The 22,927-nt window shown below is 36.7% G+C and carries 30 protein-coding genes; 14 read left to right on the top strand and 16 right to left on the bottom strand.

The window, feature by feature from the left end; genetic code table 11:
* Positions 1-83: 83 nt before the first annotated feature.
* Positions 84-2,249: a hypothetical protein gene (locus HMAT_RS02610; protein ID WP_104381246.1), complete on the bottom strand. Its 2,166-nt coding sequence runs from the start codon at positions 2,247-2,249 to the stop codon at positions 84-86.
* 519 nt (positions 2,250-2,768) lie between these two features.
* Between HMAT_RS02610 and HMAT_RS02605 the strand changes: the two genes are divergently transcribed.
* Both HMAT_RS02605 and HMAT_RS02600 read left to right on the top strand, forming a co-directional pair.
* The gene (locus HMAT_RS02605) at positions 2,769-3,347 is read left to right on the top strand and encodes a zeta toxin family protein (protein ID WP_104381245.1); all 579 of its coding nucleotides are present in this window, start codon (positions 2,769-2,771) and stop codon (positions 3,345-3,347) included.
* The gene (locus tag HMAT_RS02600) at positions 3,337-3,519 is read left to right on the top strand and encodes a hypothetical protein (RefSeq protein ID WP_104381244.1); all 183 of its coding nucleotides are present in this window, start codon (positions 3,337-3,339) and stop codon (positions 3,517-3,519) included. Before HMAT_RS02605 ends, HMAT_RS02600 begins: the two co-directional genes overlap by 11 nt.
* Before the next feature lie 722 nt (positions 3,520-4,241).
* Here the strand turns inward: HMAT_RS02600 and HMAT_RS02595 are convergent.
* Positions 4,242-4,754: a hypothetical protein gene (locus HMAT_RS02595; protein ID WP_158655566.1), complete on the bottom strand. Its 513-nt coding sequence runs from the start codon at positions 4,752-4,754 to the stop codon at positions 4,242-4,244.
* Positions 4,755-5,090: 336 nt separating this feature from the next.
* Between HMAT_RS02595 and HMAT_RS02590 the strand changes: the two genes are divergently transcribed.
* From HMAT_RS02590 to HMAT_RS02570, 5 genes are all read left to right on the top strand, one after another.
* Positions 5,091-5,318 carry a hypothetical protein gene (locus HMAT_RS02590; protein ID WP_104381242.1) on the top strand — a complete coding sequence of 76 codons (228 nt, stop codon included), beginning with the start codon at positions 5,091-5,093 and terminating at the stop codon, positions 5,316-5,318.
* A gap of 72 nt (positions 5,319-5,390) precedes the next feature.
* Positions 5,391-5,999, top strand: coding sequence for a hypothetical protein (locus HMAT_RS02585; RefSeq protein WP_104381241.1), 609 nt, complete (start codon positions 5,391-5,393; stop codon positions 5,997-5,999).
* Positions 6,000-6,537: 538 nt separating this feature from the next.
* Positions 6,538-7,167, top strand: a complete 630-nt coding sequence (locus tag HMAT_RS02580; RefSeq protein ID WP_104381240.1) for a hypothetical protein — start codon at positions 6,538-6,540, stop codon at positions 7,165-7,167.
* 54 nt (positions 7,168-7,221) lie between these two features.
* On the top strand, positions 7,222-8,148 hold the full coding sequence (locus HMAT_RS02575) for a hypothetical protein (protein WP_104381239.1): 927 nt from the start codon (positions 7,222-7,224) through the stop codon (positions 8,146-8,148).
* A gap of 3 nt (positions 8,149-8,151) precedes the next feature.
* Positions 8,152-8,604, top strand: a complete 453-nt coding sequence (locus tag HMAT_RS02570; RefSeq protein ID WP_104381238.1) for a luciferase family protein — start codon at positions 8,152-8,154, stop codon at positions 8,602-8,604.
* A gap of 3 nt (positions 8,605-8,607) precedes the next feature.
* On the opposite strand, the gene HMAT_RS02565 is transcribed toward HMAT_RS02570, so the two are convergent.
* From HMAT_RS02565 to HMAT_RS26880, 3 genes are all read right to left on the bottom strand, one after another.
* A complete protein-coding gene (locus tag HMAT_RS02565; RefSeq protein ID WP_104381237.1) occupies positions 8,608-8,883 on the bottom strand; it encodes a hypothetical protein in 276 nt (91 codons plus the stop codon).
* A gap of 23 nt (positions 8,884-8,906) precedes the next feature.
* Positions 8,907-9,524, bottom strand: a complete 618-nt coding sequence (locus tag HMAT_RS02560; protein ID WP_158655565.1) for a S41 family peptidase — start codon at positions 9,522-9,524, stop codon at positions 8,907-8,909.
* 469 nt (positions 9,525-9,993) lie between these two features.
* Positions 9,994-10,155 carry a hypothetical protein gene (locus HMAT_RS26880; RefSeq protein WP_158655564.1) on the bottom strand — a complete coding sequence of 54 codons (162 nt, stop codon included), beginning with the start codon at positions 10,153-10,155 and terminating at the stop codon, positions 9,994-9,996.
* 494 nt (positions 10,156-10,649) lie between these two features.
* Between HMAT_RS26880 and HMAT_RS02555 the strand changes: the two genes are divergently transcribed.
* From HMAT_RS02555 to HMAT_RS02540, 4 genes are all read left to right on the top strand, one after another.
* Positions 10,650-11,477 (top strand): bifunctional 2-polyprenyl-6-hydroxyphenol methylase/3-demethylubiquinol 3-O-methyltransferase UbiG, encoded by an 828-nt coding sequence (locus tag HMAT_RS02555; RefSeq protein ID WP_104383272.1) that lies wholly within the window; start codon positions 10,650-10,652, stop codon positions 11,475-11,477.
* Between the two features lie 2 nt (positions 11,478-11,479).
* Positions 11,480-11,692, top strand: coding sequence for a hypothetical protein (locus HMAT_RS02550; RefSeq protein WP_104381235.1), 213 nt, complete (start codon positions 11,480-11,482; stop codon positions 11,690-11,692).
* Positions 11,693-11,823: 131 nt separating this feature from the next.
* Positions 11,824-12,114 carry a hypothetical protein gene (locus HMAT_RS02545; RefSeq protein WP_104381234.1) on the top strand — a complete coding sequence of 97 codons (291 nt, stop codon included), beginning with the start codon at positions 11,824-11,826 and terminating at the stop codon, positions 12,112-12,114.
* Between the two features lie 133 nt (positions 12,115-12,247).
* Positions 12,248-12,616, top strand: coding sequence for a GntR family transcriptional regulator (locus HMAT_RS02540; RefSeq protein ID WP_104381233.1), 369 nt, complete (start codon positions 12,248-12,250; stop codon positions 12,614-12,616).
* Here the strand turns inward: HMAT_RS02540 and HMAT_RS27650 are convergent.
* From HMAT_RS27650 to HMAT_RS02530, 3 genes are all read right to left on the bottom strand, one after another.
* Positions 12,520-13,164, bottom strand: a complete 645-nt coding sequence (locus HMAT_RS27650) for a hypothetical protein (protein ID WP_199768670.1) — start codon at positions 13,162-13,164, stop codon at positions 12,520-12,522. The two genes, HMAT_RS02540 and HMAT_RS27650, sit on opposite strands and share 97 nt — an antisense overlap.
* Complete coding sequence (locus HMAT_RS02535; RefSeq protein ID WP_104381232.1) at positions 13,152-13,661, bottom strand: hypothetical protein; 510 nt, start codon at positions 13,659-13,661, stop codon at positions 13,152-13,154. The genes HMAT_RS27650 and HMAT_RS02535 overlap by 13 nt, the downstream gene beginning before the upstream one ends.
* A 161-nt stretch (positions 13,662-13,822) precedes the next feature.
* Positions 13,823-14,203 (bottom strand): helix-turn-helix domain-containing protein, encoded by a 381-nt coding sequence (locus HMAT_RS02530; protein ID WP_104381231.1) that lies wholly within the window; start codon positions 14,201-14,203, stop codon positions 13,823-13,825.
* A gap of 121 nt (positions 14,204-14,324) precedes the next feature.
* Between HMAT_RS02530 and HMAT_RS02525 the strand changes: the two genes are divergently transcribed.
* Complete coding sequence (locus HMAT_RS02525) at positions 14,325-15,065, top strand: SDR family NAD(P)-dependent oxidoreductase (protein WP_104381230.1); 741 nt, start codon at positions 14,325-14,327, stop codon at positions 15,063-15,065.
* Between the two features lie 373 nt (positions 15,066-15,438).
* On the opposite strand, the gene HMAT_RS02520 is transcribed toward HMAT_RS02525, so the two are convergent.
* Together HMAT_RS02520 and HMAT_RS02515 are read right to left on the bottom strand one after the other, a co-directional pair.
* On the bottom strand, positions 15,439-15,762 hold the full coding sequence (locus HMAT_RS02520; RefSeq protein WP_104381229.1) for a hypothetical protein: 324 nt from the start codon (positions 15,760-15,762) through the stop codon (positions 15,439-15,441).
* 4 nt (positions 15,763-15,766) lie between these two features.
* On the bottom strand, positions 15,767-16,519 hold the full coding sequence (locus HMAT_RS02515; protein WP_104381228.1) for an SDR family oxidoreductase: 753 nt from the start codon (positions 16,517-16,519) through the stop codon (positions 15,767-15,769).
* Positions 16,520-16,654: 135 nt separating this feature from the next.
* Between HMAT_RS02515 and HMAT_RS02510 the strand changes: the two genes are divergently transcribed.
* Positions 16,655-17,026: a helix-turn-helix domain-containing protein gene (locus HMAT_RS02510; protein ID WP_104381227.1), complete on the top strand. Its 372-nt coding sequence runs from the start codon at positions 16,655-16,657 to the stop codon at positions 17,024-17,026.
* Between the two features lie 15 nt (positions 17,027-17,041).
* On the opposite strand, the gene HMAT_RS02505 is transcribed toward HMAT_RS02510, so the two are convergent.
* The 4 genes from HMAT_RS02505 to HMAT_RS02490 form a co-directional block, all read right to left on the bottom strand.
* Entirely contained in the window at positions 17,042-17,281 is a 240-nt protein-coding gene (locus tag HMAT_RS02505) for an IS3 family transposase (protein ID WP_158655563.1), read from the bottom strand.
* Positions 17,282-17,329: 48 nt separating this feature from the next.
* On the bottom strand, positions 17,330-17,716 hold the full coding sequence (locus tag HMAT_RS27340) for a transposase (RefSeq protein ID WP_233789093.1): 387 nt from the start codon (positions 17,714-17,716) through the stop codon (positions 17,330-17,332).
* A gap of 176 nt (positions 17,717-17,892) precedes the next feature.
* Positions 17,893-18,462, bottom strand: coding sequence for a gluconate 2-dehydrogenase subunit 3 family protein (locus tag HMAT_RS02495; RefSeq protein ID WP_104381225.1), 570 nt, complete (start codon positions 18,460-18,462; stop codon positions 17,893-17,895).
* 1 nt (position 18,463) lies between these two features.
* Positions 18,464-20,146: a GMC oxidoreductase gene (locus tag HMAT_RS02490; protein ID WP_104383271.1), complete on the bottom strand. Its 1,683-nt coding sequence runs from the start codon at positions 20,144-20,146 to the stop codon at positions 18,464-18,466.
* Positions 20,147-20,285: 139 nt separating this feature from the next.
* Between HMAT_RS02490 and HMAT_RS02485 the strand changes: the two genes are divergently transcribed.
* Positions 20,286-21,008, top strand: a complete 723-nt coding sequence (locus HMAT_RS02485) for a DUF1080 domain-containing protein (RefSeq protein WP_104381224.1) — start codon at positions 20,286-20,288, stop codon at positions 21,006-21,008.
* A gap of 69 nt (positions 21,009-21,077) precedes the next feature.
* On the opposite strand, the gene HMAT_RS02480 is transcribed toward HMAT_RS02485, so the two are convergent.
* Together HMAT_RS02480 and HMAT_RS02475 are read right to left on the bottom strand one after the other, a co-directional pair.
* Positions 21,078-21,980, bottom strand: coding sequence for a sugar phosphate isomerase/epimerase (locus HMAT_RS02480; protein WP_104381223.1), 903 nt, complete (start codon positions 21,978-21,980; stop codon positions 21,078-21,080).
* A 37-nt stretch (positions 21,981-22,017) separates the two neighbouring features.
* Positions 22,018-22,767: a DeoR/GlpR family DNA-binding transcription regulator gene (locus HMAT_RS02475; RefSeq protein ID WP_104381222.1), complete on the bottom strand. Its 750-nt coding sequence runs from the start codon at positions 22,765-22,767 to the stop codon at positions 22,018-22,020.
* Positions 22,768-22,927 lie beyond the last annotated feature (160 nt).

The raw sequence follows: 22,927 nt of genomic DNA, 5'->3' as shown, positions 1-22,927 counted from the left end.
TTTCTTTGATTCTTTTTTTTGCCAACAAAAAAGCGACATTCCGAAATTGGAATATCGCTCTAACTATTATTGAATGTTAATGGTTAATTCGCCATAATACCTGCTGCACGTAATTTTGCTTTAAGATCTCTTAATTCTTCAAGTACAGACTGAGCTTCTGACTGCTGGTAAATTGCGCTTGGGCTCGCTGCGGAATTCAGTGAAGATAACGCTTGTTTCATAGGTAAATATTCAACCCAATCTGTCCATACATTATTATTTTTTATCCTGACCATAATATTTGACGAGGTGTAATCTTTTTGCCGGATTTGAAAAGCATACCCATTATTTACAGTGTGTTGAACATTTAATCCCAATGCGTTTACACCTGCTGCCCTAAAAAAGCAGCTCCGATTTAAACCGTCTAATTCAATTTCAGAAATATCTGCTGACCCTGTGCTATTGCTACCATAGACTTCCTTACCGATCAATGTTCTAGCTTCTAATTTAAGATCAGCATTATTCCATTGACCATATTGTTGTATGATCTTCCACTGGGCAAAACTATTTCCAAACCCAATGTTTTCAAGCACTAGAAAGTCTCCAGCAAACTCACTCTTGAGATATTTGTAAGGAACAGGTGTTGAGACATCAAAAATACCATCAATTGTGGACGACGCTGTCGTGGCCCCAACTTTTAAAGTCCTGCCACTCGCATTAACGATTTTCACGACTTGTCCCAAATATCCCTTTTGTAAATCTATAAAATTATCGCCTTCAGAATTACTATTATTAAATTCGGAATATATATCATATTTATTGACGGGTACAATAGTCTCTGCAGTTGATATATGTTTGACTTTATCTATCTGCAATTTTCCATAAGAAGTAAAATTGACTGGCCGGTCTAAGCTATGAGATTTTATATTGACATTATTAATAGGAATAGAATTATTTATTCTATTCTGAACGAAAATAGAATATGCCGTATTTTGGTTAGATTTTGAAACAACTAAATTATCTATATTGATAGAAGTTTGATATTTAGTTTCAATATCCCCTTCGTCCGGTGTATCTACATATATAGCAACCGATGAGTTATAAAACTGCGCGCCTCCTGAAGTATTACTGTTTTCTATAAACGCATTTTTGATATAAACATCCGGTTGATTAAAAAAATACCTATACAGAATAGCATACTCTGGTGCATTACTGGATATAAGATTGCCGATGCTCACCTGACCTCTGACCCTAGTCTGTCGCATGCCTGATCCTACCAATGCGGGCTCATTTTCAGATCTATAATTTTCAATATTTACAGATACATAGGGTGAATTGCTAGACATAGAAAGTGTTTGGATGTTTACACCACCATTGACATTGTTAGAAGTTCTTAAATTCTTAATATTAATATTCTGTATATACTCTGTATCATAATTTGGTTCAAAGTCTAATGCTCGTTGAGGATTTGTACCATTAGTATTAGTGACGGTCATACTTTCAACAAACATATCTCTAACATTTACAAATGAGACACCATTTCTTCGACAGTTATCAATATTTATATTACCTATATCAATATTATGATTTTCTCTACCACCATCCGTTCCTAAATACAAGCCATCCCCCCAACAATCAATAACTGCAAGGTTATTAATGGTTACATTACTACATCCTCGCATAGTTAAGCCCATCCCCGATTCTCCTGTTGTACCTGTATGTTGTCCCCTTTCACCTACAATATTAAGATTATTGCTATAGAATTTAGAGACTCCCCTCAGTGTAATAATATTATATGTTCCATTTGAATTAGGTATACAAACAAATCTAGTGTTTTGCCCTGTTATAACTTTTGTGTTTTCTTGTATAAGAAAGCCCCTATTTGAGTTCTGAGTAGCATCTATTCTATAGTCGCCTTGTAAAAAAGCGACTCCTAGACCTTTCCTAGCAAGATCCCTTGTTATGTTTGTGGCTAAAGAAGTTACATCTAACAAGTAATCAAATAATCCAAAATATCTAACATCGACTGTATCCTTAAACTCATGTTCCAACTTAATCCCATTGACTTCAAATATGCTACCTCCGTCATCACCTTCTACTGTGTTACTTAAATAGTATCTAATGGGTGCTGGGGTGTCGCCCTTTTCATAATAGCCTAATAACTCTACACCTAGGTAAGTTGCATTAGTTCCTTGCAATCCTGCGATTTCAGTTGCTGATAAATTGCGGATTGCATCCACCGTTTCCTTAATTAAAAATTGATTTGCCATATTCTTTTGTTTTTATGTGTATAGCAAAAGTATGGTGGTGGCCGTGGCTATCTGGGGAAAACTAGCTGTATGTAAGCGGTATCGGGGAGATACCGAAAAGTGTGCTCCATTCATGATTCCCAGAGCTACGAAGAAAACTTATAAAACAAAAAAGCCCCCCTTTAATCGGCAAAAGGAGGTAATTTGGCTATTCTATTTTTAAACAAAAATAGTCGAACAAGAAAATGGGGCTGTATACTGCATAGTTGATATATCTACTTCGCCAATTACTATTTTATCGATTCTTACAGCCTACTAGGTTATATGTCATTAAGGAATTGAAATACTTTATAAGGTAGTGACAATACCCCTTCAAATATAAAAAATCCAATATTTCTTTAATGGACTATAACTGTATTGAGAAGAGTAATTACGCATAAATCCCAAGAAAACTAGGTATATCGCCGCAATATAATTATCAACTTATAAAAAGAAATTGAAAAAGCAGGCAATTTTCATTATTTTGATAAAAAAACGAGTATGCCAAATATTTATATTATCTCTGGGTGCAATGGAGCAGGAAAAACAACTGCGAGTTATACTGTACTACCTGAGATATTAGATTGCAGGGAATTTGTAAATGCGGACAATATAGCAGCAGGTATTTCTCCGTTTAATCCGCAAAGTGTGGCTGTGTCAGCGGGACGTATTATGTTAGATCGTATTGCGGAATTAATGAAAACTGGAGCTGATTTCGCTTTTGAAACAACCCTTTCTACCCGCAGCTATAAAAACTTAGTATTTGATGCGCAAAAAATAGGATATTCAGTCACCTTACTTTATTTTTGGCTCGACTCTCCCTCATTGGCTATACAGCGTGTAAAGAAAAGAGTTGAGAACGGAGGGCATAATATCCCTTCTGATGTGATAGAGAGACGATATCATCGTGGTTTAGAAAACTTGTTTAACATCTATATCCCCATATGTGATCGATGGTTGGTCTTTGACAACATGGATTTAATACCCGAAATAATTGCTCAGGGTGATAGATTTGGAGAACTCGTTTCAAATAGCGAAATTTGGTCAGCAATAAAATCGAAGTATAACAATGAACAATAATGTAAATATTGAAAATATCAATCTTGCTGAACGAATTCGTTTAGGAGTACAGAAAGCTTTGCGAAAATTGGCAGAAGAAAGTGCAGCAAAGGGTGAAAGTTTGGTTATAAAAGTTGATGGAAAAATAAAAGAAGTCCCTGCGGAGGAGCTGCTCATGAATTTACCAAAATAAGTTGTTCATATAGATGCTTATCACTAGCATTTTGCTTATCTATTATTTCGGTTTAAATAATAGCGAAACAGTAATAATTCCCAAAAGCAATAGCAGGAATTACAAATACTAAAAAATATTACTATGCTCTTTTCCAATAAGGTAGAATTATCCGCCAATGTCTCCGCAACGCCAAAATAACTAGAATCGATTACATGGTTAAATTCATGAACTAATTTGACCGTACCTAAGTCGATTATACTTCTCCCGTCATCTTGCCCAGAATCTAGAATTGTTGGAGCCAAGTAATAAATAATCGGTGCCGGGGTATCTCCTTTCTCGTAATAACCTAACAGTTCTACACTATCATAAGTTTCAGTCTGTAAAGCTGTGATTTCAGCAGCTGATAAGCTCGCATAGCTGCCATTGTTTCCTTAACTAAAAATTGATTTGCCATATTCTTTTGTTTTTATGTGTATAGCAAAAGTAAGGTGGTGGGGGTGGCTATCTGAGAAAAACAAGGTGTATGTAGGCAGTATATGAAAAATACCGAAAAGTCCTCGGCTTTGGTATCCAAACAGGGCTGATAACACAACATGCACGGGTCTAGAAAAAAAACATTGGTCGTGCAGAAAGAAGAAGTAGCTAATACTGTCGATCATCTAATGAAGCTTATAGATGAATCTGTCAAAAAACATAACTAGTTTTGAGTCATTTGATCTTCAGGGTGCCGAACATAAGCATTACCAAACTGCAACCCAATAAATTATATTCTTCTCCAATTTATTGACAGCAACACCATAAGTAATACCATGCTTCCAATTAAATGGCATTGATGCATTTTCGCTAAGAATTTCATTTTTAAACTGTCTTTCCTTATTGTCAGTATGGATAATATAAAATTCATAATTAGGATCGGCGGTTATCCCATTTTTATAACGGATAAAATTTGGAACAGGAGCATCGCCTTGTAAATTAGCGCTGTCAATCTTCGGAAATTCACTAAAGCCTTCTATGATCTTTTCGTTTCTATTGATGATTAAAAGATTTTTATCACCCCCTCTATAATACTTAGTATCTTTCAACCTATTAAGTAATTTATTGATATATTTTTCACTTACGTTGTGTTCAACTAGGTATAGATTGAGATTATTATTTTCGATGCCTTCATTATAAATGATATCCACCTCACTTCCCAATTGCTGAGGGAAATGATCTGTAGACTCCTTTGGGAAATTCATCTTATGCTCAGCCAAAATCTGAATATTTTTAGGATCAATATAATTCCTTCCATCACAAGAAAAGAGGAATATTAATACAATAAGACAGTTCCATATTTTCAGCATGCTTAAAAATAAAGAATAAAAAAGTTTAGGATCTAACAAATGTAGCAAATCCTTTTTCGATCAACTAACATACAAAAATTCGCAGAATTGAAAAGCATTTTTTTGGACTTAATCGGTATGTGGGAGATACCGAAAAGTCCAGAGTTGAACGGGGTATTAGTTGATCTTGTAGGCAAGATTGAATTGTCGATGGAAATAATTAAAATGTAAGCCTTTGATATTATATTTGTATTAAACAGTAAAATTATGTCAAGATCGATACGCAAAACTAAGATATTCGGAATTACCATTGCGGAATCGGAAAAACAAGATAAAAGACGATGGAATAGGACTTTTAGAAAAGTTTGCAAAACATTAATACGTTTAGAAAAAGAAGCTCCTCTGAAAATCTATAGCATTACTGAGATCTGGGATGGCGCAAAAGACGGAAAGCGATATTATCCTAATGCTACAAAAAGAGAAATGAGAAAATAACATTAGAACAAACATGCAGTACTAATTTTTGGCACAGATCTAGCAACCGAAAGACAAACAACTAATCGCATAATGAATAAGCTATATATTATCTTCTTTCTTCTCGTTCTCCAGGGATGTACGATGCATAAAGGCAAGATGACACCTATACAACAAGATAAGCCCAAAATCTATGAAGATAAGTCACTGCAGGAAGACTATGTTTCCATTCTAAAAACAATTTTGTCTGACGATTCGGCTGGTATCAGACTGCAACGTGATGGAGAACAAAGGGCGTTCATTCATAATAAGTTTATGAGGGATTCTATCTCCTCATTGCAGGACAAGAATTATGTTTTCTACAACGTCGATCCACAGAGGCTGATGAAAATGCTAGGCAACCAGCTCAAGGACTCGCTGGATATGCTTGATCAGATGAACGAAAGGAAGACAATCATCCCAATTCCAGCGGCTATTGAAGCCGCATATGCTGTAGATGACGCCGATAAATATAGGATGAACCGTAATAAAAGCATTTATTACTTTCATCTCCCTATTATGGGATATAACCGAAAAAGTGCGTACATACCGGTTGATTATATATGCGGCTCTTTATGTGGAAACGGTAATGCATTTCTGCTTGAAAAAGTGAATGGTAAATGGGTGATCATACGACGATTCTTTAATCTCTGGATTTCTTAAAGGGACAATTTTCCTCTCACAAAAATGGAGTTTAATCGAAGGCATATCACCATGATAGGGTTATCGAGGCGAGATAATAAATAATCGGTGCTGAGGTATCCCCTTTTTAGTAATAGCCTAACAGTTCTACACCATCATAAGTGCCGCTCTGTAATGCGGTAATTTCAGCGGTAAATAATGTGTTCAGGGCCGCCATCGTGCCTTTAATTAAGATTGATTTGCATATTCTCTTGTTTTTATGTGTATAGCAAAAGTATGGCTGTGGTCGCGGCTATCTGAGAAAAACAGGCGGTATATAAGTGGTAGGTGGGAAATACCGAACAGTAGCTAGTTTTGTTATCCACACAGGGGGCTGATAACACAACATGCACTTAAATATTGCAAAACCGTAACATATTACAGCGATCAAAAAAGGACTATCAAGCCAGTACAACTATTCACCTAGCACACTATTATATTTGGAAGACGGAGACACCTATCTAAATTTGATTTGTAAATAAAAACCTGTACATTCAATAGAAATTAACCTCGTTCCATTATGCAAAGCAACAATTGGTTCAACCAGTTTAAAAACATCCAGCGAAAAGGAGCATTTTTGTTAATTACGCTATTAACAATTTTTCATCATACAAGCTTTGCCCAAAATGATCCACAACTCAGGGAAGCACTGTCTATCATGACAAAAGCATCTATTTCCGGAGATATCGAAGGTATTCTAGGTCAAACTTCGCCCCGCATAATTGAAAGCATGGGCGGGATAGATCAGGCAACAAAACTGACCAAGGAACTCTATTCTTCTCTTATAAAATACGGGATTAAAGTTGATTCCATAATCAATTATGATGATATGGATGTCTCAAAAATTGATGGCATAGCGTATTGCTTTATTCCTCAAGTATTGGTAATGTCCATGCCTGAAAAAGGCAAAATGGCGATCACCTCAGCTTACTTATTAGCTTTAAAAGAGGACGAAACAAAAAAATGGACTTTTATTAATCTCAATAAAATGGATCAGGAAAACATCAATTTGTTCGTTCCTGAATTTAATGGCAAGATTTCTCTTCCTCCGAGTCTAGAAAAGAAAACATTAGTCGTGCAGAAAGAAGAAGTAGCTAAAACTGTCGATCATCTTATGAAACTGATAGATGAATCAGTTAAAAAATATTGAAATTCTTAGTAGGGAATTACATCTATAGTATACCACAATAAACGATCAAATACGATGAGTTTGCAAAAAACGTTATTTAAAGTACTAAATTCCAAAATACTTCAAGGAATTTTGATAGCCAACATTTTCGCGTTCCTAATCATTGGTATCCAGTCCTCATTGGCGCCTAAGGATATAGGTATACTTGTTTTTTCAGAATTTGTAATTATTCCAATGTTAATGGGTATTATCACGGCTTGGTTTTGGAAAGACATAGAAATAAGGGGAAAACAAATAACTGGATATTCTATCCTGAATGGTCTTATCGCCATTTTAATGAGTTTTTTCTTCTTAGGTGAGGGCTTTATTTGTCTTCTAATTGTTTCGCCCCTTATTTTTGGCTTTATCATCTCCGGAGCCTTTATTGGAAGAGCAATGTTTAAAAAGAGAAATCAAAAATTGAATATAAGCATTGTGAGCTTATTACTGGGGATTTTTATTGTTGACTCCCTGAGCGACCATTATCATGAAAATATGGTTTCTGATGAAATCTTGATTCATGCGAGCCCAGCAGAGGTATGGCAACACGTGGTCGCCTTTGATCCGATATCCCAGAAGGAAAACTATTGGCTCTTTAGAATTGGGATGCCGAGCCCCATGGCGACAACCGTAAGCGAGCATAAATTGGGTGCAAACAGAAAATGCATTTTTAGCAATGGGTATATCTTCGATGAGAAAATTGTAAAATTTGATGTCAATAAAAACCTAATTTTTGATGTCGTTGATCAACCCAAAGACCCTGAAATTATGGGACACATAGATATTAAAAGAGGTCAATTTATATTGAAGGATAATGGAAATGGTACCACCACTCTTATTGGAAACAGTTGGTATAACCTCCATGTGTTCCCGACTTGGTACTATGATCTTTGGGCAGAAAGTATTACGAGGAATGTCCATTTTAGAGTAATGGAGCATATTAAACTATTAAGCGAAAGATAGCCTATGTTTTCTTTTATAGTGAAAAGAGTCGGCTTTTTAAAGGATATCCCTTTATTCGCCATTATATTTGATAGTCTCATGAAGCTTTGGATGTTCTTTACCAAGCCTGAACTACTGGATTGGATCGACAATCTGGAAGAAAATGTTACGCGGATGCCTGGAACTACTATTGGAATACATAAATATGGTGGGACTGAGTTTAATTATATGGGAAAAGAGTTTGCACATGTACATAGCAATGGCTTATTGGACATCTTATTAAATAAAGAATTAAAACAATCGTTAATGACTGAAGGAAAAATTAAAGACCATCATGTATTTAAAAATTCAGGATGGATAAGTTTTTACCTTCAAAACAAACAAGACGTAGGCTACGCGTGTTACCTCCTAAACAGGGCCTACGACTACATCAAACAAAAGCAGACATCGAACAAAAGCAGAATTCTATACAGCTAGTTTTTATTTCCGCAATTTTATCATAAGGTTTTTTACATCATTTATATTACCAGTTAATAGATCGGTATTAAAATAATAAGATGATTTTTCGGAGACCGTGTTTCTTAATTTAAGTACTTTAGCGCCTGTCCTCCCAATATTTTTCCCATTCAGAATCAGCCTAACTGCTGGATCAAAGAAGGATCCAAAATCACTTTTTACATCGTCCGGAACCGAATGATCCGACTTAATACCTTTATAATATCCACCCCTATTCTGTGCATTTTTTATTTCATACATGCTCAAATAGAGATCAAATTCGCCTACTGGGATATCAAAAAACCGACAGGTTTGCCATAAGTGTAAACTTGTTGCTCATTTTCTTTTGACACACCTATTATCTGGACATCGCAATATGGTTTTAATACATTGATCAGCATCTCACTTGCCGACGCGGTCATATTACTGACAATAAAATGGACTTTTTTCACCGCACTCAATCCATCATTCTTCTCAAAATAGGACACATTCGATTGTACGCTATAATCTATATCAAATAATGTCAATGGTACACCGTTGTCATAAATAGGCTCATTATTGTCATCCACAAGGTTATAGTTTTTTAATATTTCGGCCTTTCCCTGCTGCATCGTTGAATTGTAATGCTCACTGTACATAACTTTGCCATTTAAAGTAGTTGGCGCAATTAGATTTGCCAGAAAGTTTACAGTTGTCTGATATCCGCCCTGATTGTATCTTAGGTCGATAATCAATTCTGTAATCCTCTCCTTTTCAAAAGAGGAGAATATAGGGGATAGATATTTTTCTGAATTCGATAATGGTGTAAAGCTATTATAAGCAAAGTAACCGATCTTTTTATTGCCTTGTTCCAATATCGTCTTTTTTACAACAGGATTGGGTTCATATATAGCTGCGTTCAACCGCACTTCTCTTTTTGTGGTATTTTCATTGATGATTTCAAAATATTGTTGTAATATTATGTATTATTTTCAATAATTTTCAATACTTATAAAAAATCTACACATTTGTGTGCTTTTACCTAAATTTAGAGCATTACAATTAAATATATTTTGTATCAATTTCATTTAATTACCTATCGACAAAAGAGGGTAAAAATTGTCCAATATGAATTGAAATGAAATTAAAAGATTGCAAGACCAAGTACCACTTATAATTAATTTTGTTTATTTACGATAATTATTAGTATTTCTGTTTCATGAAAATTATTTTAGTCTTTTGCCGAAATCTTAATTATTTATATCCAAATGACTGGCATAATAAAAGAATGGCATGGGCTAATATCTTCATTCAAACAAAAAAAATGCTTGCTTGATTCTCTTTGGGAAACTCTGGAGGATTTAAAAAGGGATGGTTTTCCCCTATTTGCAATTACGGGTCAATAGGAGTTGGAGCGACGTTGTATAGCCATACATGGGGAATGATGTTTTCGTATTCTTTCCATAAGTATGCGTAACAGACTTTATTGTCATCTTCGATATTTAACGTGAAATCTGGACGATCATTGGATACATATTTGGTTAAACTTCCCATTGGTTGTAGATTACGAAGTCTCTGTGTATATCAAAAATATCAATTTCCCTTTCCTCAAAAAAGTCCTCTAATGATTTTTCACCATTATTATTTAGAAATCTGACCTCTCCCCGAATTCTCTATTTCTAAATGCTCCAGTTTTTTGAGGAGAGTCACGAAACGAATGAAGAAAAGAAGAAAATCATAAATCGCATTTTTACTATTCGTCAAGACCAAAGAGCAGAAAATTTCTATGTAATTAAAAGGAATAAGTTGTAAAAAATTTCTATTTTTGTAGTCTGTTATACTATATCTAACATATTATCTTCGTCTTAACAAAAAAAGACGAACTCGAAAAGAGTAATTAATGCATGAAATCTTTTGATTTTAATGCACAGATGATTGTATCCACTTATTTTATTAAATCATAAACAAACAATTGATTAGCGAGTCGATTGTCTCATCATTTTACGATGTATTCAGCATCCAAAAATGATGATAATACAAGGAATATAATGAATAGTAAACAGTTAATAAGTAGAGAAATAGAGATATTCTACAATAAGGCATCCGAAGAAACCCGACTTGATAAGGGGATGGGTGTATTTGAGTTTGAAAGAATCAAATCACTTATAGAAAAACATATTTTATCTTCACCTTTAACAATAATTGATATCGGTGGCGGTACAGGAAAGTATTCGGAATGGCTCGCAAAGAAAGGACATAAGGTTCATTTGGTAGAGCCAGTTTCAAAACATATAAAAATAGCCCGAAACAGAGCTAATAAATTGAAAAACAAATTTTCTGTACACATAGGAGAATCTCGAAAATTGGAATTCTCAAATAACTATGCAGACCTTATTATACTACACGGCCCTCTTTATCATCTTCAAAAGAAAGAAGACAGGGATTTAACCATTTTTGAAGCCAAACGAGTTTTGAAAAACAACGGAATTATATTAGGTTTCGCCATTAATTATACTGCATCAACTTTGGCAGGTCTTTTAAATGGCTTAATTCACAAAAAGTCATTTTTTGAAATGTGTAAAGAAGAACTGACAGTTGGCAAACATAACCCGCCCGATGATTTCCCCTGGCTTTTAGCCGAAGCATTTTATCATAAACCTGAACAGCTAAAGGATGAATTTATAAATCAACAATTAACCTATCTCAATACCTATGCGGTTGAAGGGATGGCGTGGCTGGACAAAGACTTTTTTGCTAATATGATGAACTGCAGAAGGCGGAAAGCATTAATAGAACTTATCCAAATAACTGAAAATGACAGTTATCTTCTACCATTCAGTCCCCATATGATGATCGCTGTACAAAAAAAAATATAATTATGGAAAATAAAGAGAAATATTACAAAGCACTAATAGACAATGCTGGTCACCTAAACGAAATTGACCTCGGAGAAAAAATAGGATTGAACGAAAATGAAACCAACGAAATAATTGCACAGCTTCTGTCTGAATATAAAATTGAATATACAGAAAACAAAGTCTGTAATTACAGTCCGACCAAAAGAACGAAGAAAAAAAATATTAGTAAGTAACCGAAAGACAATATACGTGCAAGAATTCTTGGGGTCGATAAAGAAAGACACTGTCTCATAAAGTGTGTAATTTATAGAAATGCGGAGTTTGAAAGGACTTCGCATTTTTTATTTACTAACTTTATAAGATTATGATTGACAAGGAGTCACTATTAAACGACAAGGAGTTCTTAAAGAGTTTTAAGGACGGCATAGAGCTGCAATCATTTTTCCGCGAATTACAGGCACGAGCAGTATCGCAGATGTTGATCTCCTCCCCATTGTTCAGACAGTCAAAGGTATGGATATATAAAGCAGGATATTTTTCTGCAAGAGCAATAAGCAGTGTTGATTCTAAATCTGTCAACTTATTCATTCTATTAACTTCCTATGATTACTATAAACGGTATTTGAAGGTTAAACAAAAAGTGCGGCACCCCTAATATTGTAATTTTTTTGCTTTCTGTTATACACAGTTTGTACCGCATAAGCATTCAAAAAGTTTTAAATAGCATTAAATTTCGTACATTGAACAGATTCCAACTCTATATTTACTCCTGTAACAGATATAATTTCATGAAGGAACCGGTTTACATTTCATTTGCTAACAAACTCGCTGAAATGATTGACGGCGGAGTTTTCAAGCCAGGAGACAAACTTCCCTCTATAAGAAGCCTGCACCAAAAAAAAGGAATCAGTATAGGAACCATCTTGCAATCCTTTAATTATTTAATGGATAAGGGAATGATAGTTTCTAAAGAAAAATCCGGCTATTTTGTCCAGGATTTTTCAGGAGAAGAGATACCACTACCCCGTGTGATTCCCGTTTCGTTAACCGCAGAGAGTGTTCATATTGACAGCTTACTGCAAAAATTACCACAGGATATTACAGATAAGAAATTCGTATCGTTTACCAACGCACTCCCCGTTACCGATGAATTATAGCGAAAATTCTTGAGCATAAATTCTTCGATATCTATTTTATGAGGTTCGGTAAAATCAAAAAGAAAACACCTTAAATCAGGATAACTGTGCAATAACAGTTCCAGCAGTTCAGTGATTTTTGAAACAACCATTTTATAATTAACTCCCTCCGGACTTTGAAGATAAGGCAACAAAGAATGACAATAGCTTTTGAGAAAAGAGTTTGGCTCCAGAACAACATTATAATTTCCCGTATATCGTTGGTTTTGTTCGATTCCATTATTTGCGGCATACTTTTTCAGGTATTCTGACTTCAAAATAATGGACACCGCCTTATATTCCCGATCTGCGCAAGGCATTTTCAACGTCCTGGCAAATTGATTTCTGTGAGTCAATAAGACCTGATTTTTTCCGAATACAAAAGTACCCTTCTGATGAAATATATGGGTCTCACCTGAAAGCTGAAAAGACAGTACATGATCTGATACAAATTGTTCGTTCCCCCATTTATCTGCTGAACTACAGGAATAAACAAATGAATCCTGCTTCCGAGGTTCTATTCTTGCCACCGTTCGTAATATTTTAAAAGTTCTGTTCTGTAAGCAGTATTTCGCGCAGAAGTATTAGTGTCCACTGCCATTAGAAAGCCTACGAGAAGTAGTAGTGTGATACTTATTGCCTTGATATGTTCGGAGGAAAAAAACAGCAGAAATATTGCCGCTACGATGGCAATAGCTGGTAATATCTTAAGAATTAACTTAAGCTCACCTTCGGATTTTGTTGCTCGGGCGATTTCTTTTTCCACGAAAGCAGCTGCCTGCTTTTTATACTCCTGTTCAAACTGGGCAATACGTGGTCTGTTAGCTGCATATAGGCCGATCCCAACAGCAATTAAGAAAACTGCTGCTACCATTAAAGGAATCACGTAGGACCTTGCCATTGCGGTTTTCCCCAAAACAGCAAAACCGATTGCTGTGAGTAACACAATAAAACTGAACATCCATACGATCTTAGCAGAAAATAATTCTGCTTTGGCCCATTCCGTACTTAGTTTTAAAATATCCATAATCTTTATCTTTCAATTCAAATTTCCGAAAACAAAATGAAATTCAACTTTCTAAAAAGCTCAGATTACAGTTTCTAAAAAGCTCATCTTGAAAGCTCTTACTATATTTAAGTCTTCAATGTTTTCAATGCATCTTTAACCGTTACATAATAAATAAGCCCTTAATCAAGCTCAGGCAATATACCTCCGCGCATTTCATATACATAAGCTCGACCCCACTGATCAAGAGCTAAGAGAACATTATTCAGTTTCTTTCCAAGTGGAGTAAGGTTATATTCTACACGTGGTGGCACTTCAGGATAAACAGTCCTAGTCAGCAGATTATCTTCTTCCATTTCCTTTAACTGCGCGGTAAGCGTTTTATCCGAAATAGCACCTATTTCAGTTTTTATCTCATGAAATCGCAGCGCGTCATTTGATCGGAGCATCTTGTAAATTTTAAGCTTCCATTTACCACTAAGTACTGCCATTGCTGCTTCCACAGCACAATCGGCGCTGGGATTTGTTTCACATTCTAATGTTGGTTTTCTATTGTATGCCATTTCATTTTTTTTTTAAAATAAGTAGCTGAATATCAACTATACCTACCTCAGGGTAAGCTTCTTACGGAGACGTAAGTTATTGTTTTATAATTGATTTCTACATTCCTTTGTAAAAAAAAATATGGATAAAAGTATAATTATAACCGGCGGTTCGTCCGGAATAGGTCTCGGAATAGCAAATTATTTCTATGAAAAGGGATGGAAAGTGTTAATCACTGGTCGAAACATTGCCAAGCTCGAACAGATCGCTTTGAAAATGCCAGGAATAAATATAATGGTATTTGACAGCGCAAAAGAAGGTGATCATTTGCCCATAGCTGCTTTTGTTAAAGAAAATTGGCAGGGAAAGCTGAACATCCTTGTGAACAATGCAGGAAATATAACCATTGGTCCATTACAGAACATTAGTAGCGAATCTATGCAGGATATGTTTAGATCTCACGTTTTAGGGCCGACTTTGCTGGCGTCAGCATGCCTCGAGTTCCTAACTGCAGCAAAAGGTCAAATTTTAAATACCAGCAGTAGCGGCGGAATTAAACCATATCCCAATAGCAGCGCTTACGGGGCTGCAAAAGCATCTCTAAATATGCTTACAAAGATATGGGCACTTGAGCTCGCTCCGCTTGGAATACGTGTAAATGCGATAGCACCTGGTCCCACAGATACTGACATATTAAAATCAGCTGGTTTTGATGAGGAAACAATTCGCTTAGCCAATGAGGGCGAAAGGGCCGCTATTCCTTTGCAACGAAGAGGACGGATTCAGGATATTGTTGCAGCAGCAGTATTCTTTTTGGACTCCGATTCGGATTGGGCAACAGGTGTCCTTCTTCCGATCGACGGAGGTATCAGTATTTCTTAACAACCTAACTCGCTTCCAGGTTTGTTTAATTAATAGCCTTGGAAGCGAGTTCTACAGGTAAAATATACTATAGCTACATAAATAAGTTTGTCTATTATGCTACATAATTTTTTAAAATATCCTACAAATTCGTTCATATTTACCTTGAAGGATAGGCCGCTTTTACTTTGCTAACCTGATAAAATTTTTGGTAATTAAGGGATCCCCAACCTACTGAATGGCACTCCCAGCAAGTCCCACTAAATCAATTCCTGCAAAATCCATTTTTTCCAACATCTCCATTTCACTTTTTTGCATCTTTATTATCTCCTGATAGAAAAATTACACGGTTCCCTCCGCCCTCTTCCGCCATATAGCATGTTTCGAATAAATACTACACACTAAGTACATATTCGGTAACTAGAAATTGAGAACTTTCTGCAAATTCAGAAAACTCGGACATAAAAGCCTTTATTGTAGTATCATGTTCGACAGTATTGTACATCGATTCTAGGCTCTCTATATCGATTATTTCGATATAATCGTACGGAGATGCTGCTTTTTCATCGCCCAGTATTCCTTCAGTACGTAGAACTTTAAAACTTTTATGGGATCTCAAATGGACATTGTACTTCGAAACCCGGTGTTCAAATGCCTCGAAAGCTTTCTTGTCTATATCTTTTTTAAGATTAATAAAAACTAAAATTACCTTTCCCATTATCTTAAACTTTTAAGAAAGCACCACCATCAACAATAATTTCTGTTCCAGTTTGAGATTCCGAACCCGAAGAAGCTAAATACAACACTGTATTAGCGATTTCCTCAGGCAGTACCAATCTTCCATTTGGAATATTACTAATGAGACTATCTTTCATCCCATTTAGCTGCTCGGTATTTAAACCCAATTTTTGGAACAATGCCGTTTCTGTCGAACCAGGGCTCACAACATTTACCCGGATTCCTCGAGAAATCCACTCGTTGCTCAAGGTGACAGCTAAATTTCTAACCGCTGCTTTAGAGGCCGAATAAACACTAGACCCCCAATGAGCTTTATGAATACCTGACGAGGCGGTCAATATAACCGACGCAGGGTTTGTAAACAAGGGTGAAAGTTTTTGCAAAGTGAAAAACATTCCTTTGAAATTGGTATTAATCACTTGGTCAAAAAGATCCTCGGAAATGTCTTCTAAAGCAGCAAATTTGGCTATGCCAGCATTAATGAAAGCCACATCAATAGATTCAAATGTATTTTGAACAAATTCAGCTAGCCTTTCAATTTCTGAAATTTTCGACGTATCGTAAGCAAAATAGTAAAGCTGATCGGATGAATATTGAGAAAATAAATCCGTTAAAGCGACCTCTTTTTGGCCCGTGATAATTACTCTTGCACCTTCATTCAAAAATAACTGAGCTGTTGCTAACCCAATACCACTTGTCCCTCCTGTAATAAGGGCTGTTTTGTTTTGTAAACGCATTTTTTTAAATTTTAATTACATGCAAAGTTAATTTGAGCAATAGAGTAAATTACTATAGGTTCCTTCCGTGACACCGGTTCCATATACGATACTTAAGGATAATTAATACCTTTGAAAGTGATAAATCCAAATAAAATGAATAAAGACAAAATACAAGAACAAAATACGCTATGCAGATCAAGAATACTCGGTATAAAAGATACCACCGATGTTTTGAGTGGCAAATGGAAAATCTTTATTCTTGGCAGTTTATTGGTTATGGGTAAAATGCGTTTTATGGAATTGCTAAATACCATCGACGGAATCGGACGAAAAATGCTTGCGAAAGAGCTGGATGATCTAGAAATAAATGGCCTCATCAGCAGAACCGAACTAAAGACGAAACCTCTCACTGTAGTATATGAATTAACAGAACTTGGGAAAACCCTTAAAAACCTGATAAACGAAGTTATAGAATGGGGCGAAAAATATCGAGATCATAGTCTAAAACAATTTCATAATCCATAAACTATTGTAGAAATATTATAATACATCCTGTAGAAAATCCATGCTCCAAACCTGGTTTATACCTGTAGTCTGCAATCGGTCCAACCGATGGGCAGCACTACAACTTCGCCTTGGCCGCTTGGTGCGCAGGTTTAGTCCGCAAGCCTTATAAATACGGTAAACACGTTTATGATTATCGGTGAAACCTTTTCGTCGAAGCAGAACAAATATACGTCCAAAGCCATAACGGATACGTGTGTGGGCTATTTCATTCACCCGCATTTTGAACAAACCATACTGCCGATGTCAGTAATGGATATAATATTACATTGACCTGGCCAGACATACACATCGACAGGCCCGCTGAACAGATATCCGATAGTTGCTGACCATCCAACAGGCCATTTCCTTTTTGTAGGCAGGCTTCACAACTTTTTTTACCACATCCTGTAACATCTGTTTGTCCAAACTTAAATCAGCGACAAGCTTTTTGAGCTGGGCATTCTCCTCTTCCAACTGCCGGAGTTTGCGCAACTCTGGAACGCCCAGACCACCGTATTTTTTCTTCCAATTGAAAAAATGTCGCTTGGGAGACTCCCATTTGTCGGCATATTTCTTCCACTCGGGTACCAGTCTCGGACTGACGTAGCGCAAAAGGCTATCTGTGACACCAGAATTGCTGAATTTATAAAAAAGGCCTTCAATCTCCAAAGATCAATAAAATTCAATAAATATTGTGTTCGCATTTATTTTATTAATAATAACAACGCATAGTGACACTAAAAATTACTTTTTAAGAATTTTTTAAAAAAATGGCAGGTGAAAATACCTGCCATCCGATAATCATAAACTTACCTACATAATCAACCTGCGAGCAAATCTATTTCTTAAGTAGCCCAAGCTTTATCGCCTTTTTTGTAAGCGAGGTTACCATCGTATTTACCAGGAATAGCGACATATCTTAACGCTTGGGTAGCTCCCAGTTCCGAGGAAAAGAACCCCAGTAGTGTCAGCTGCCTTAACATCGAAAAATAATGATGAACACCATAGGCAGGACGGTTTTTCTCCTGTTCAACTCGTTCTCCGTCTATGGCAACAAGCAGTTTGTTCCGTTGATCAGACGTTAGTTTTTCGAAAGAGTTTTTATACTCCTTTTCTGATCTATCTTTTATGTCCTGTAAACCTTTCAGAAATACTTTTTGTTCTTCATTGGTGTAGCAATCGCGTACCATAACTGGAATAAAAGCCCCTACCCCAGCTTCTTTAGCCCCAGGGGTACTTGTCTTTGGAAGGATAGTTTCTGCGATTTCCGCTAGAAACCCTATTTGCTTTTCTTCAAACAAGGTTGCTACATCGGCGGATGCCTTGCGGGCACATCCCTCTAAAAATAATTGCCCCCCAATAATCGTCCCTCCAAAAAGGAGCGTTAATCTTTTTAATGCTTCTCTTCTTTCCATATTACAAGTTCCCTTTCTTTAATTCGTTTACCGCAAAGTCCGCAGCTCTTGCCGTTAAAGCCATGTAGGTTAAAGAAGGATTGACACATGCCGCAGAAGCCATCGACGCTCCGTCGGTAACGAATACATTCTTAGCATCCCACACCTGATTGTTACCATTTAGCACTGAGGTTTTCGGATCGCGTCCCATCCTTGCGGTGCCCATTTCGTGAATACCTTGTCCAAACCCATAAGTATTATCATATGTATAAACATCTTTGACACCTACAGACTCAAGCATATGCTTTGCTTCTGCTGCCATATCTTTACGCATTTTCAATTCATTATCTTTAATCTCAATATCCATGGCCAGTACGGGCAGCCCCCATTTATCTTTCTTATCTTTATCAAGGTATATCCGGTTTTCATGATAGGGTAAGATCTCTCCAAAACCACCAAAACCTATGGTCCAGGTCCCTGGTTCTGTGAGTGCCTCTTTAAACCCCGCACCGATTTGCATTTCCGGAATCTCTCTAGACCATCCCTCCCGACTAGCCCCACCTTGATAACCAAATCCCCTAAGGTAATCGCGCTTATCTTCGCCAACATTCTGAAAACGTGGAATGTACAATCCATTCGCTCGCCTACCATAATAATACTTATCTTCGAAACCTTCCACCCTTCCACCTGCGCCTACACCAAGATGATGGTCCATCACGTTGTGCCCAAGCTCACCTGAACTACTTCCAAGGCCATGCTCCCAGATGTCCGTTGCTGAATTCATCAACACCCAGGCCGAATTTAGTGCCGAGGCATTCAGAAAGATTATTTTTGCAAAATATTCATATGTCTGATTTGTTTCCGCATCAAGAATTTCCACTCCTGTGGCACGCTGTGTATTTTTATCATACAGGATCTTGGTAACAATAGAAAACGGCCTCACGGTAAGGTTGCCCGTTTTCATCGCCGCGGGTAAAGTAGCCGACTGGGTGCTGAAATAAGCTCCAAAATTGCAGCCTAACCAGCACTTATTCTGATACTGACAATTGATCCGGTCATGATGAGGTACAGTTATATTGGCCGTTCGGCCGATAATAAAATGTCGTTTGCCTCCATAGGCTTTTTTAATACGTGCAGCAACATTTTTTTCGACAACATTCATATCCATCGGTGGCATATATTCGCCATCGGGCAATACGTCAATACCATCTCGATTACCACTGATCCCTGCAAAGCGTTCCGCGTAACTGTACCAGGCTGCTATATCTTTATAACGTATCGGCCAGTCGACTCCGTATCCGTCCTTGAGGTTCGCTTCAAAATCTAGGTCACTCCAACGATAGCTTTGGCGTCCCCAAGTTAGCGAACGACCACCTACCTGGTAACCTCTGAACCAATCAAATCGTTTCACTTCCATATATGGACTTTCCTGCTCATTTACCCAAAAACTTTCGTTTGTTTCATTCAATGGATAATCACGTTTCAGCACCGGATGGTTTTTGATCATCTCCTGTGTACGGCCACCGCGGTGCGGAAATTCCCAAGGATTTTTATTCGGACTTTCATAGTCCTTAATATGCTCAATATTCCGGCCTCTTTCTAACATTATTGTTTTGAGCCCCTTTTCTGACAGCTCTTTGGCCGCCCACCCTCCGCTGATCCCTGAGCCGATGACAATTGCATCGTAGGTATTTCCTTTGTTCATTTTTTCTTTATTTTCAACTACAATTACACGAATTAGCAAAATTGCATATTTTTGCATTTCAAAATTAATATTAAAAAGTTAATTTAGAAAAAAAACAACAAAATTGCTATAATTTGCAAAAACAAAAATCATGTTAAAAATGAAGAATTTTAAAAACCTATTATTTTCCTGCATCTCTATGAGTGCAATGCTGATATCCTGTGATCAAGAAATCTCACAACCTAACACCTTAAGTGAGAAAGAAAAAACTGAAGGGTGGCAACTACTTTTTGACGGCAAGTCGCTGGACAAATGGCATGTTTATAATCAGACAGGGACTAATCCTGCATGGGTGATAAAGGATGGAATTCTTTACTGTGACCCCAATAATCAAAGCAATAGAGGAGATCTCGTATCCAATGAAACCTATCAAAACTATGAATTTCAATTTGACTGGAAATTAGAAAAAGAAGGAAATAGCGGAGTTTTTATTAATGTTCAGGAGAAACCGGATATCAACGCAACCTGGCAGTCTGGTCCTGAATATCAGCTTTTGGAAGATTCCCATGCCGACTTTTCTATTCCTCAAAAAAAAGCGGGTTGTCTATACACATTCTTGCCACAGCAAAATTTTGTAAACACAAAAACAAAAGCTGAGTGGAACACATCACGAATCATACAGAAAGATGGAAAAGTTACTTTCGTACTCAACAATAAAATCACCGCCGAAATGGATTTTAACAGTGACAAATGGAAGAGTATGGTTCAGCAAAGCCACTTTAAAGATTTTCCTGAATTTGGCAAAAATACAAGTGGAAAAATAGCCCTCCAGGATTGGTCTCGTGGAGTATCATTCAGAAACTTGAAAATTAAAGCCCTCTAAAAAATCCATAAAGTAAAATACCCCGAATGAGAGACTCAAACGGGGTGTTCATCATTTTAAGGGGATTTGTTATTTATCGTAGCTTTTTTTCACAAAAGGAGCCTTTAGCAGATAATTGATGCTCTCCTTTAGACCAGTATCGAGATCTTTGCTTACTTCCTCAAGTTCTACGAAGATGTATTTTACACCAGCGACGTCTGTATTGGCAAAAATAGCATCAAAGCCTACCATACCGCTCTGGCCAATCTCGCGATGATCTTTGATATGCAGTGTCGAAAAACGACCTGGATATTTTTTGAAATAATCAACGGGGCTTGCTTTTCCTATTACAGTCCAATAAACGTCCATTTCGAAAAATACATTTTCAGGATCGGTATGTTCCAGCATATAATCCAGCATTACTTTACCTTCAACTTTTGTAAATTCATGCGCATGATTGTGATAACCATATTGGATACCTGCTTTTCGGCATAATTTTCCGATTTCATTCAGATATTTCACTTCTGTTGCCAGATCTGCTTGTGTTTTAGGAACGTCTAACCAAGGCGTCACAATATATTTCATGCCTGCTTCCTTATGAGCCGCAATGCAGGATTCCCACCATTTTAAAGATTCGGAAAAATCGCCAGATGCAAGCTCTTCCTTTGAAAGGGTTTTGGAAGCGTGCGAAGAAATCACCTTCATTCCTACACTTTCAACATTTTTTTTGAAAGTGGCCGGACTAGTATTATAAAACTGACCATCCTTAAAACCCGCGGACTCTACTCCTGTATACCCCATGTCGGCGAGTTTTTTCAATACAGATACATAATTAGGATTGTATGAGCTCGGATCAACATGACTACCGATCAAGCTTCTGACTGAAAAAAGCTGCAAACCAATTTCTTTCTTGGTGGAAATGCTCTGCGAATAACTGCTGTACCCAAAAAGGGTAAATCCCGCAAAAAGTACGACACTGAATAATTTGTTCATGTTTGTTTATTGTTTTATTTAGGTGTTCAACTGATATTTATATTATTTCTAGATTTTGGCCCCTGAAATCATTCAAAGCCTCATCATCGGAAGGAAGATCCGTTATAAGTACATCGATATCTCCTATATCACAGACTTTAAATGCCGAAGAAGTACGTAAGCTGGCATGGTTGGCCAATGCAATCACTGCTTTGGAAGTTTTTAACATTGTCTTTTTAACTTCAGCATCTTCATTTATTACGGCGGATATTCCATACTCGGCGTGAACACCACATGTACCCATAAAATATAGATCAGCAATATAGCCTTTCGCCTGCTCACAGGTAATGTTTCCCACTGTACTTCCAGTTTGTTGGTGATAATAGCCACCGATAACGACAAGTTCAATATTTTTATGGCGCTGTAGAATCGGTACAATCATCATATTCGTTGTAATGATACGCAGTTTAAAATTTGAAGGCAAAGTAGCGGCAATCGCAGCTATTGTGGTACCTCCATCCATAAATAATGTCATATTTTCCCGGATCAAACGAATAGCTTTCAGCGCGATCAAGTCTTTTTCCTTTTTAAGGTATTCATCTCTGTCCTGGAAATTAAGCGGATTTTTGGAACGTTGCATTGCTCCGCCACGTACTTTTGAAAGTAACCCTATACGATGAAGGTAATCGATATCCCGACGAATAGTATCTTCAGAAACGCTGAGCTCAGTTGCTATGTATTCATAAGTTAACAGTTCGGACTTTTCGAGATTTTTCAGTATAAAATCAAATCTTTTTTCTTTTAACATTACCTGCAAATTAAATGGTCAGAATTTATTAAGAACATTTTTAGAACCTAAAAATGTAAAATAGTTGGCTTCAAAGATAGAAATATTTTGCAGTTTTCAATAATTAGCAATTTTGCAAAACCTTGACAACCTCATTTAAATAATAGGGATAATAAACTAT

Origin of the sequence: Sphingobacterium sp. HMA12, assembly GCF_002933815.1 — a bacterium.
Taxonomy (GTDB): Bacteria; Bacteroidota; Bacteroidia; order Sphingobacteriales; family Sphingobacteriaceae; genus Sphingobacterium.
This window is presented reverse-complemented; position numbering and strand designations above follow the sequence as displayed.

Bases quoted from the DNA above. Each gene is read 5' to 3' on its own strand.
- HMAT_RS02535 (WP_104381232.1), bottom strand. From the start codon at position 13,661: ATGGATATTTTAAAACTAAGTACGGAATGGGCCAAAGCAGAATTATTT.
- HMAT_RS02520 (WP_104381229.1), bottom strand. From the start codon at position 15,762: ATGGGAAAGGTAATTTTAGTTTTTATTAATCTTAAAAAAGATATAGAC.
- HMAT_RS02590 (WP_104381242.1), top strand. From the start codon at position 5,091: ATGTCAAGATCGATACGCAAAACTAAGATATTCGGAATTACCATTGCG.
- HMAT_RS02530 (WP_104381231.1), bottom strand. From the start codon at position 14,203: ATGGCATACAATAGAAAACCAACATTAGAATGTGAAACAAATCCCAGC.
- HMAT_RS26880 (WP_158655564.1), bottom strand. From the start codon at position 10,155: ATGGGAAGTTTAACCAAATATGTATCCAATGATCGTCCAGATTTCACG.
- HMAT_RS02495 (WP_104381225.1), bottom strand. From the start codon at position 18,462: ATGGAAAGAAGAGAAGCATTAAAAAGATTAACGCTCCTTTTTGGAGGG.
- HMAT_RS02585 (WP_104381241.1), top strand. From the start codon at position 5,391: ATGAATAAGCTATATATTATCTTCTTTCTTCTCGTTCTCCAGGGATGT.
- HMAT_RS02575 (WP_104381239.1), top strand. From the start codon at position 7,222: ATGAGTTTGCAAAAAACGTTATTTAAAGTACTAAATTCCAAAATACTT.
- HMAT_RS02610 (WP_104381246.1), bottom strand. From the start codon at position 2,249: ATGGCAAATCAATTTTTAATTAAGGAAACGGTGGATGCAATCCGCAAT.
- HMAT_RS02555 (WP_104383272.1), top strand. From the start codon at position 10,650: ATGAATAGTAAACAGTTAATAAGTAGAGAAATAGAGATATTCTACAAT.
- HMAT_RS02525 (WP_104381230.1), top strand. From the start codon at position 14,325: ATGGATAAAAGTATAATTATAACCGGCGGTTCGTCCGGAATAGGTCTC.
- HMAT_RS02565 (WP_104381237.1), bottom strand. From the start codon at position 8,883: ATGTATGAAATAAAAAATGCACAGAATAGGGGTGGATATTATAAAGGT.
- HMAT_RS02475 (WP_104381222.1), bottom strand. From the start codon at position 22,767: ATGTTAAAAGAAAAAAGATTTGATTTTATACTGAAAAATCTCGAAAAG.
- HMAT_RS02570 (WP_104381238.1), top strand. From the start codon at position 8,152: ATGTTTTCTTTTATAGTGAAAAGAGTCGGCTTTTTAAAGGATATCCCT.
- HMAT_RS02545 (WP_104381234.1), top strand. From the start codon at position 11,824: ATGATTGACAAGGAGTCACTATTAAACGACAAGGAGTTCTTAAAGAGT.
- HMAT_RS02600 (WP_104381244.1), top strand. From the start codon at position 3,337: ATGAACAATAATGTAAATATTGAAAATATCAATCTTGCTGAACGAATT.
- HMAT_RS02485 (WP_104381224.1), top strand. From the start codon at position 20,286: ATGAAGAATTTTAAAAACCTATTATTTTCCTGCATCTCTATGAGTGCA.
- HMAT_RS02480 (WP_104381223.1), bottom strand. From the start codon at position 21,980: ATGAACAAATTATTCAGTGTCGTACTTTTTGCGGGATTTACCCTTTTT.
- HMAT_RS02605 (WP_104381245.1), top strand. From the start codon at position 2,769: ATGCCAAATATTTATATTATCTCTGGGTGCAATGGAGCAGGAAAAACA.
- HMAT_RS02510 (WP_104381227.1), top strand. From the start codon at position 16,655: ATGAATAAAGACAAAATACAAGAACAAAATACGCTATGCAGATCAAGA.
- HMAT_RS02490 (WP_104383271.1), bottom strand. From the start codon at position 20,146: ATGAACAAAGGAAATACCTACGATGCAATTGTCATCGGCTCAGGGATC.
- HMAT_RS02540 (WP_104381233.1), top strand. From the start codon at position 12,248: ATGAAGGAACCGGTTTACATTTCATTTGCTAACAAACTCGCTGAAATG.
- HMAT_RS02550 (WP_104381235.1), top strand. From the start codon at position 11,480: ATGGAAAATAAAGAGAAATATTACAAAGCACTAATAGACAATGCTGGT.
- HMAT_RS02515 (WP_104381228.1), bottom strand. From the start codon at position 16,519: ATGCGTTTACAAAACAAAACAGCCCTTATTACAGGAGGGACAAGTGGT.
- HMAT_RS02580 (WP_104381240.1), top strand. From the start codon at position 6,538: ATGCAAAGCAACAATTGGTTCAACCAGTTTAAAAACATCCAGCGAAAA.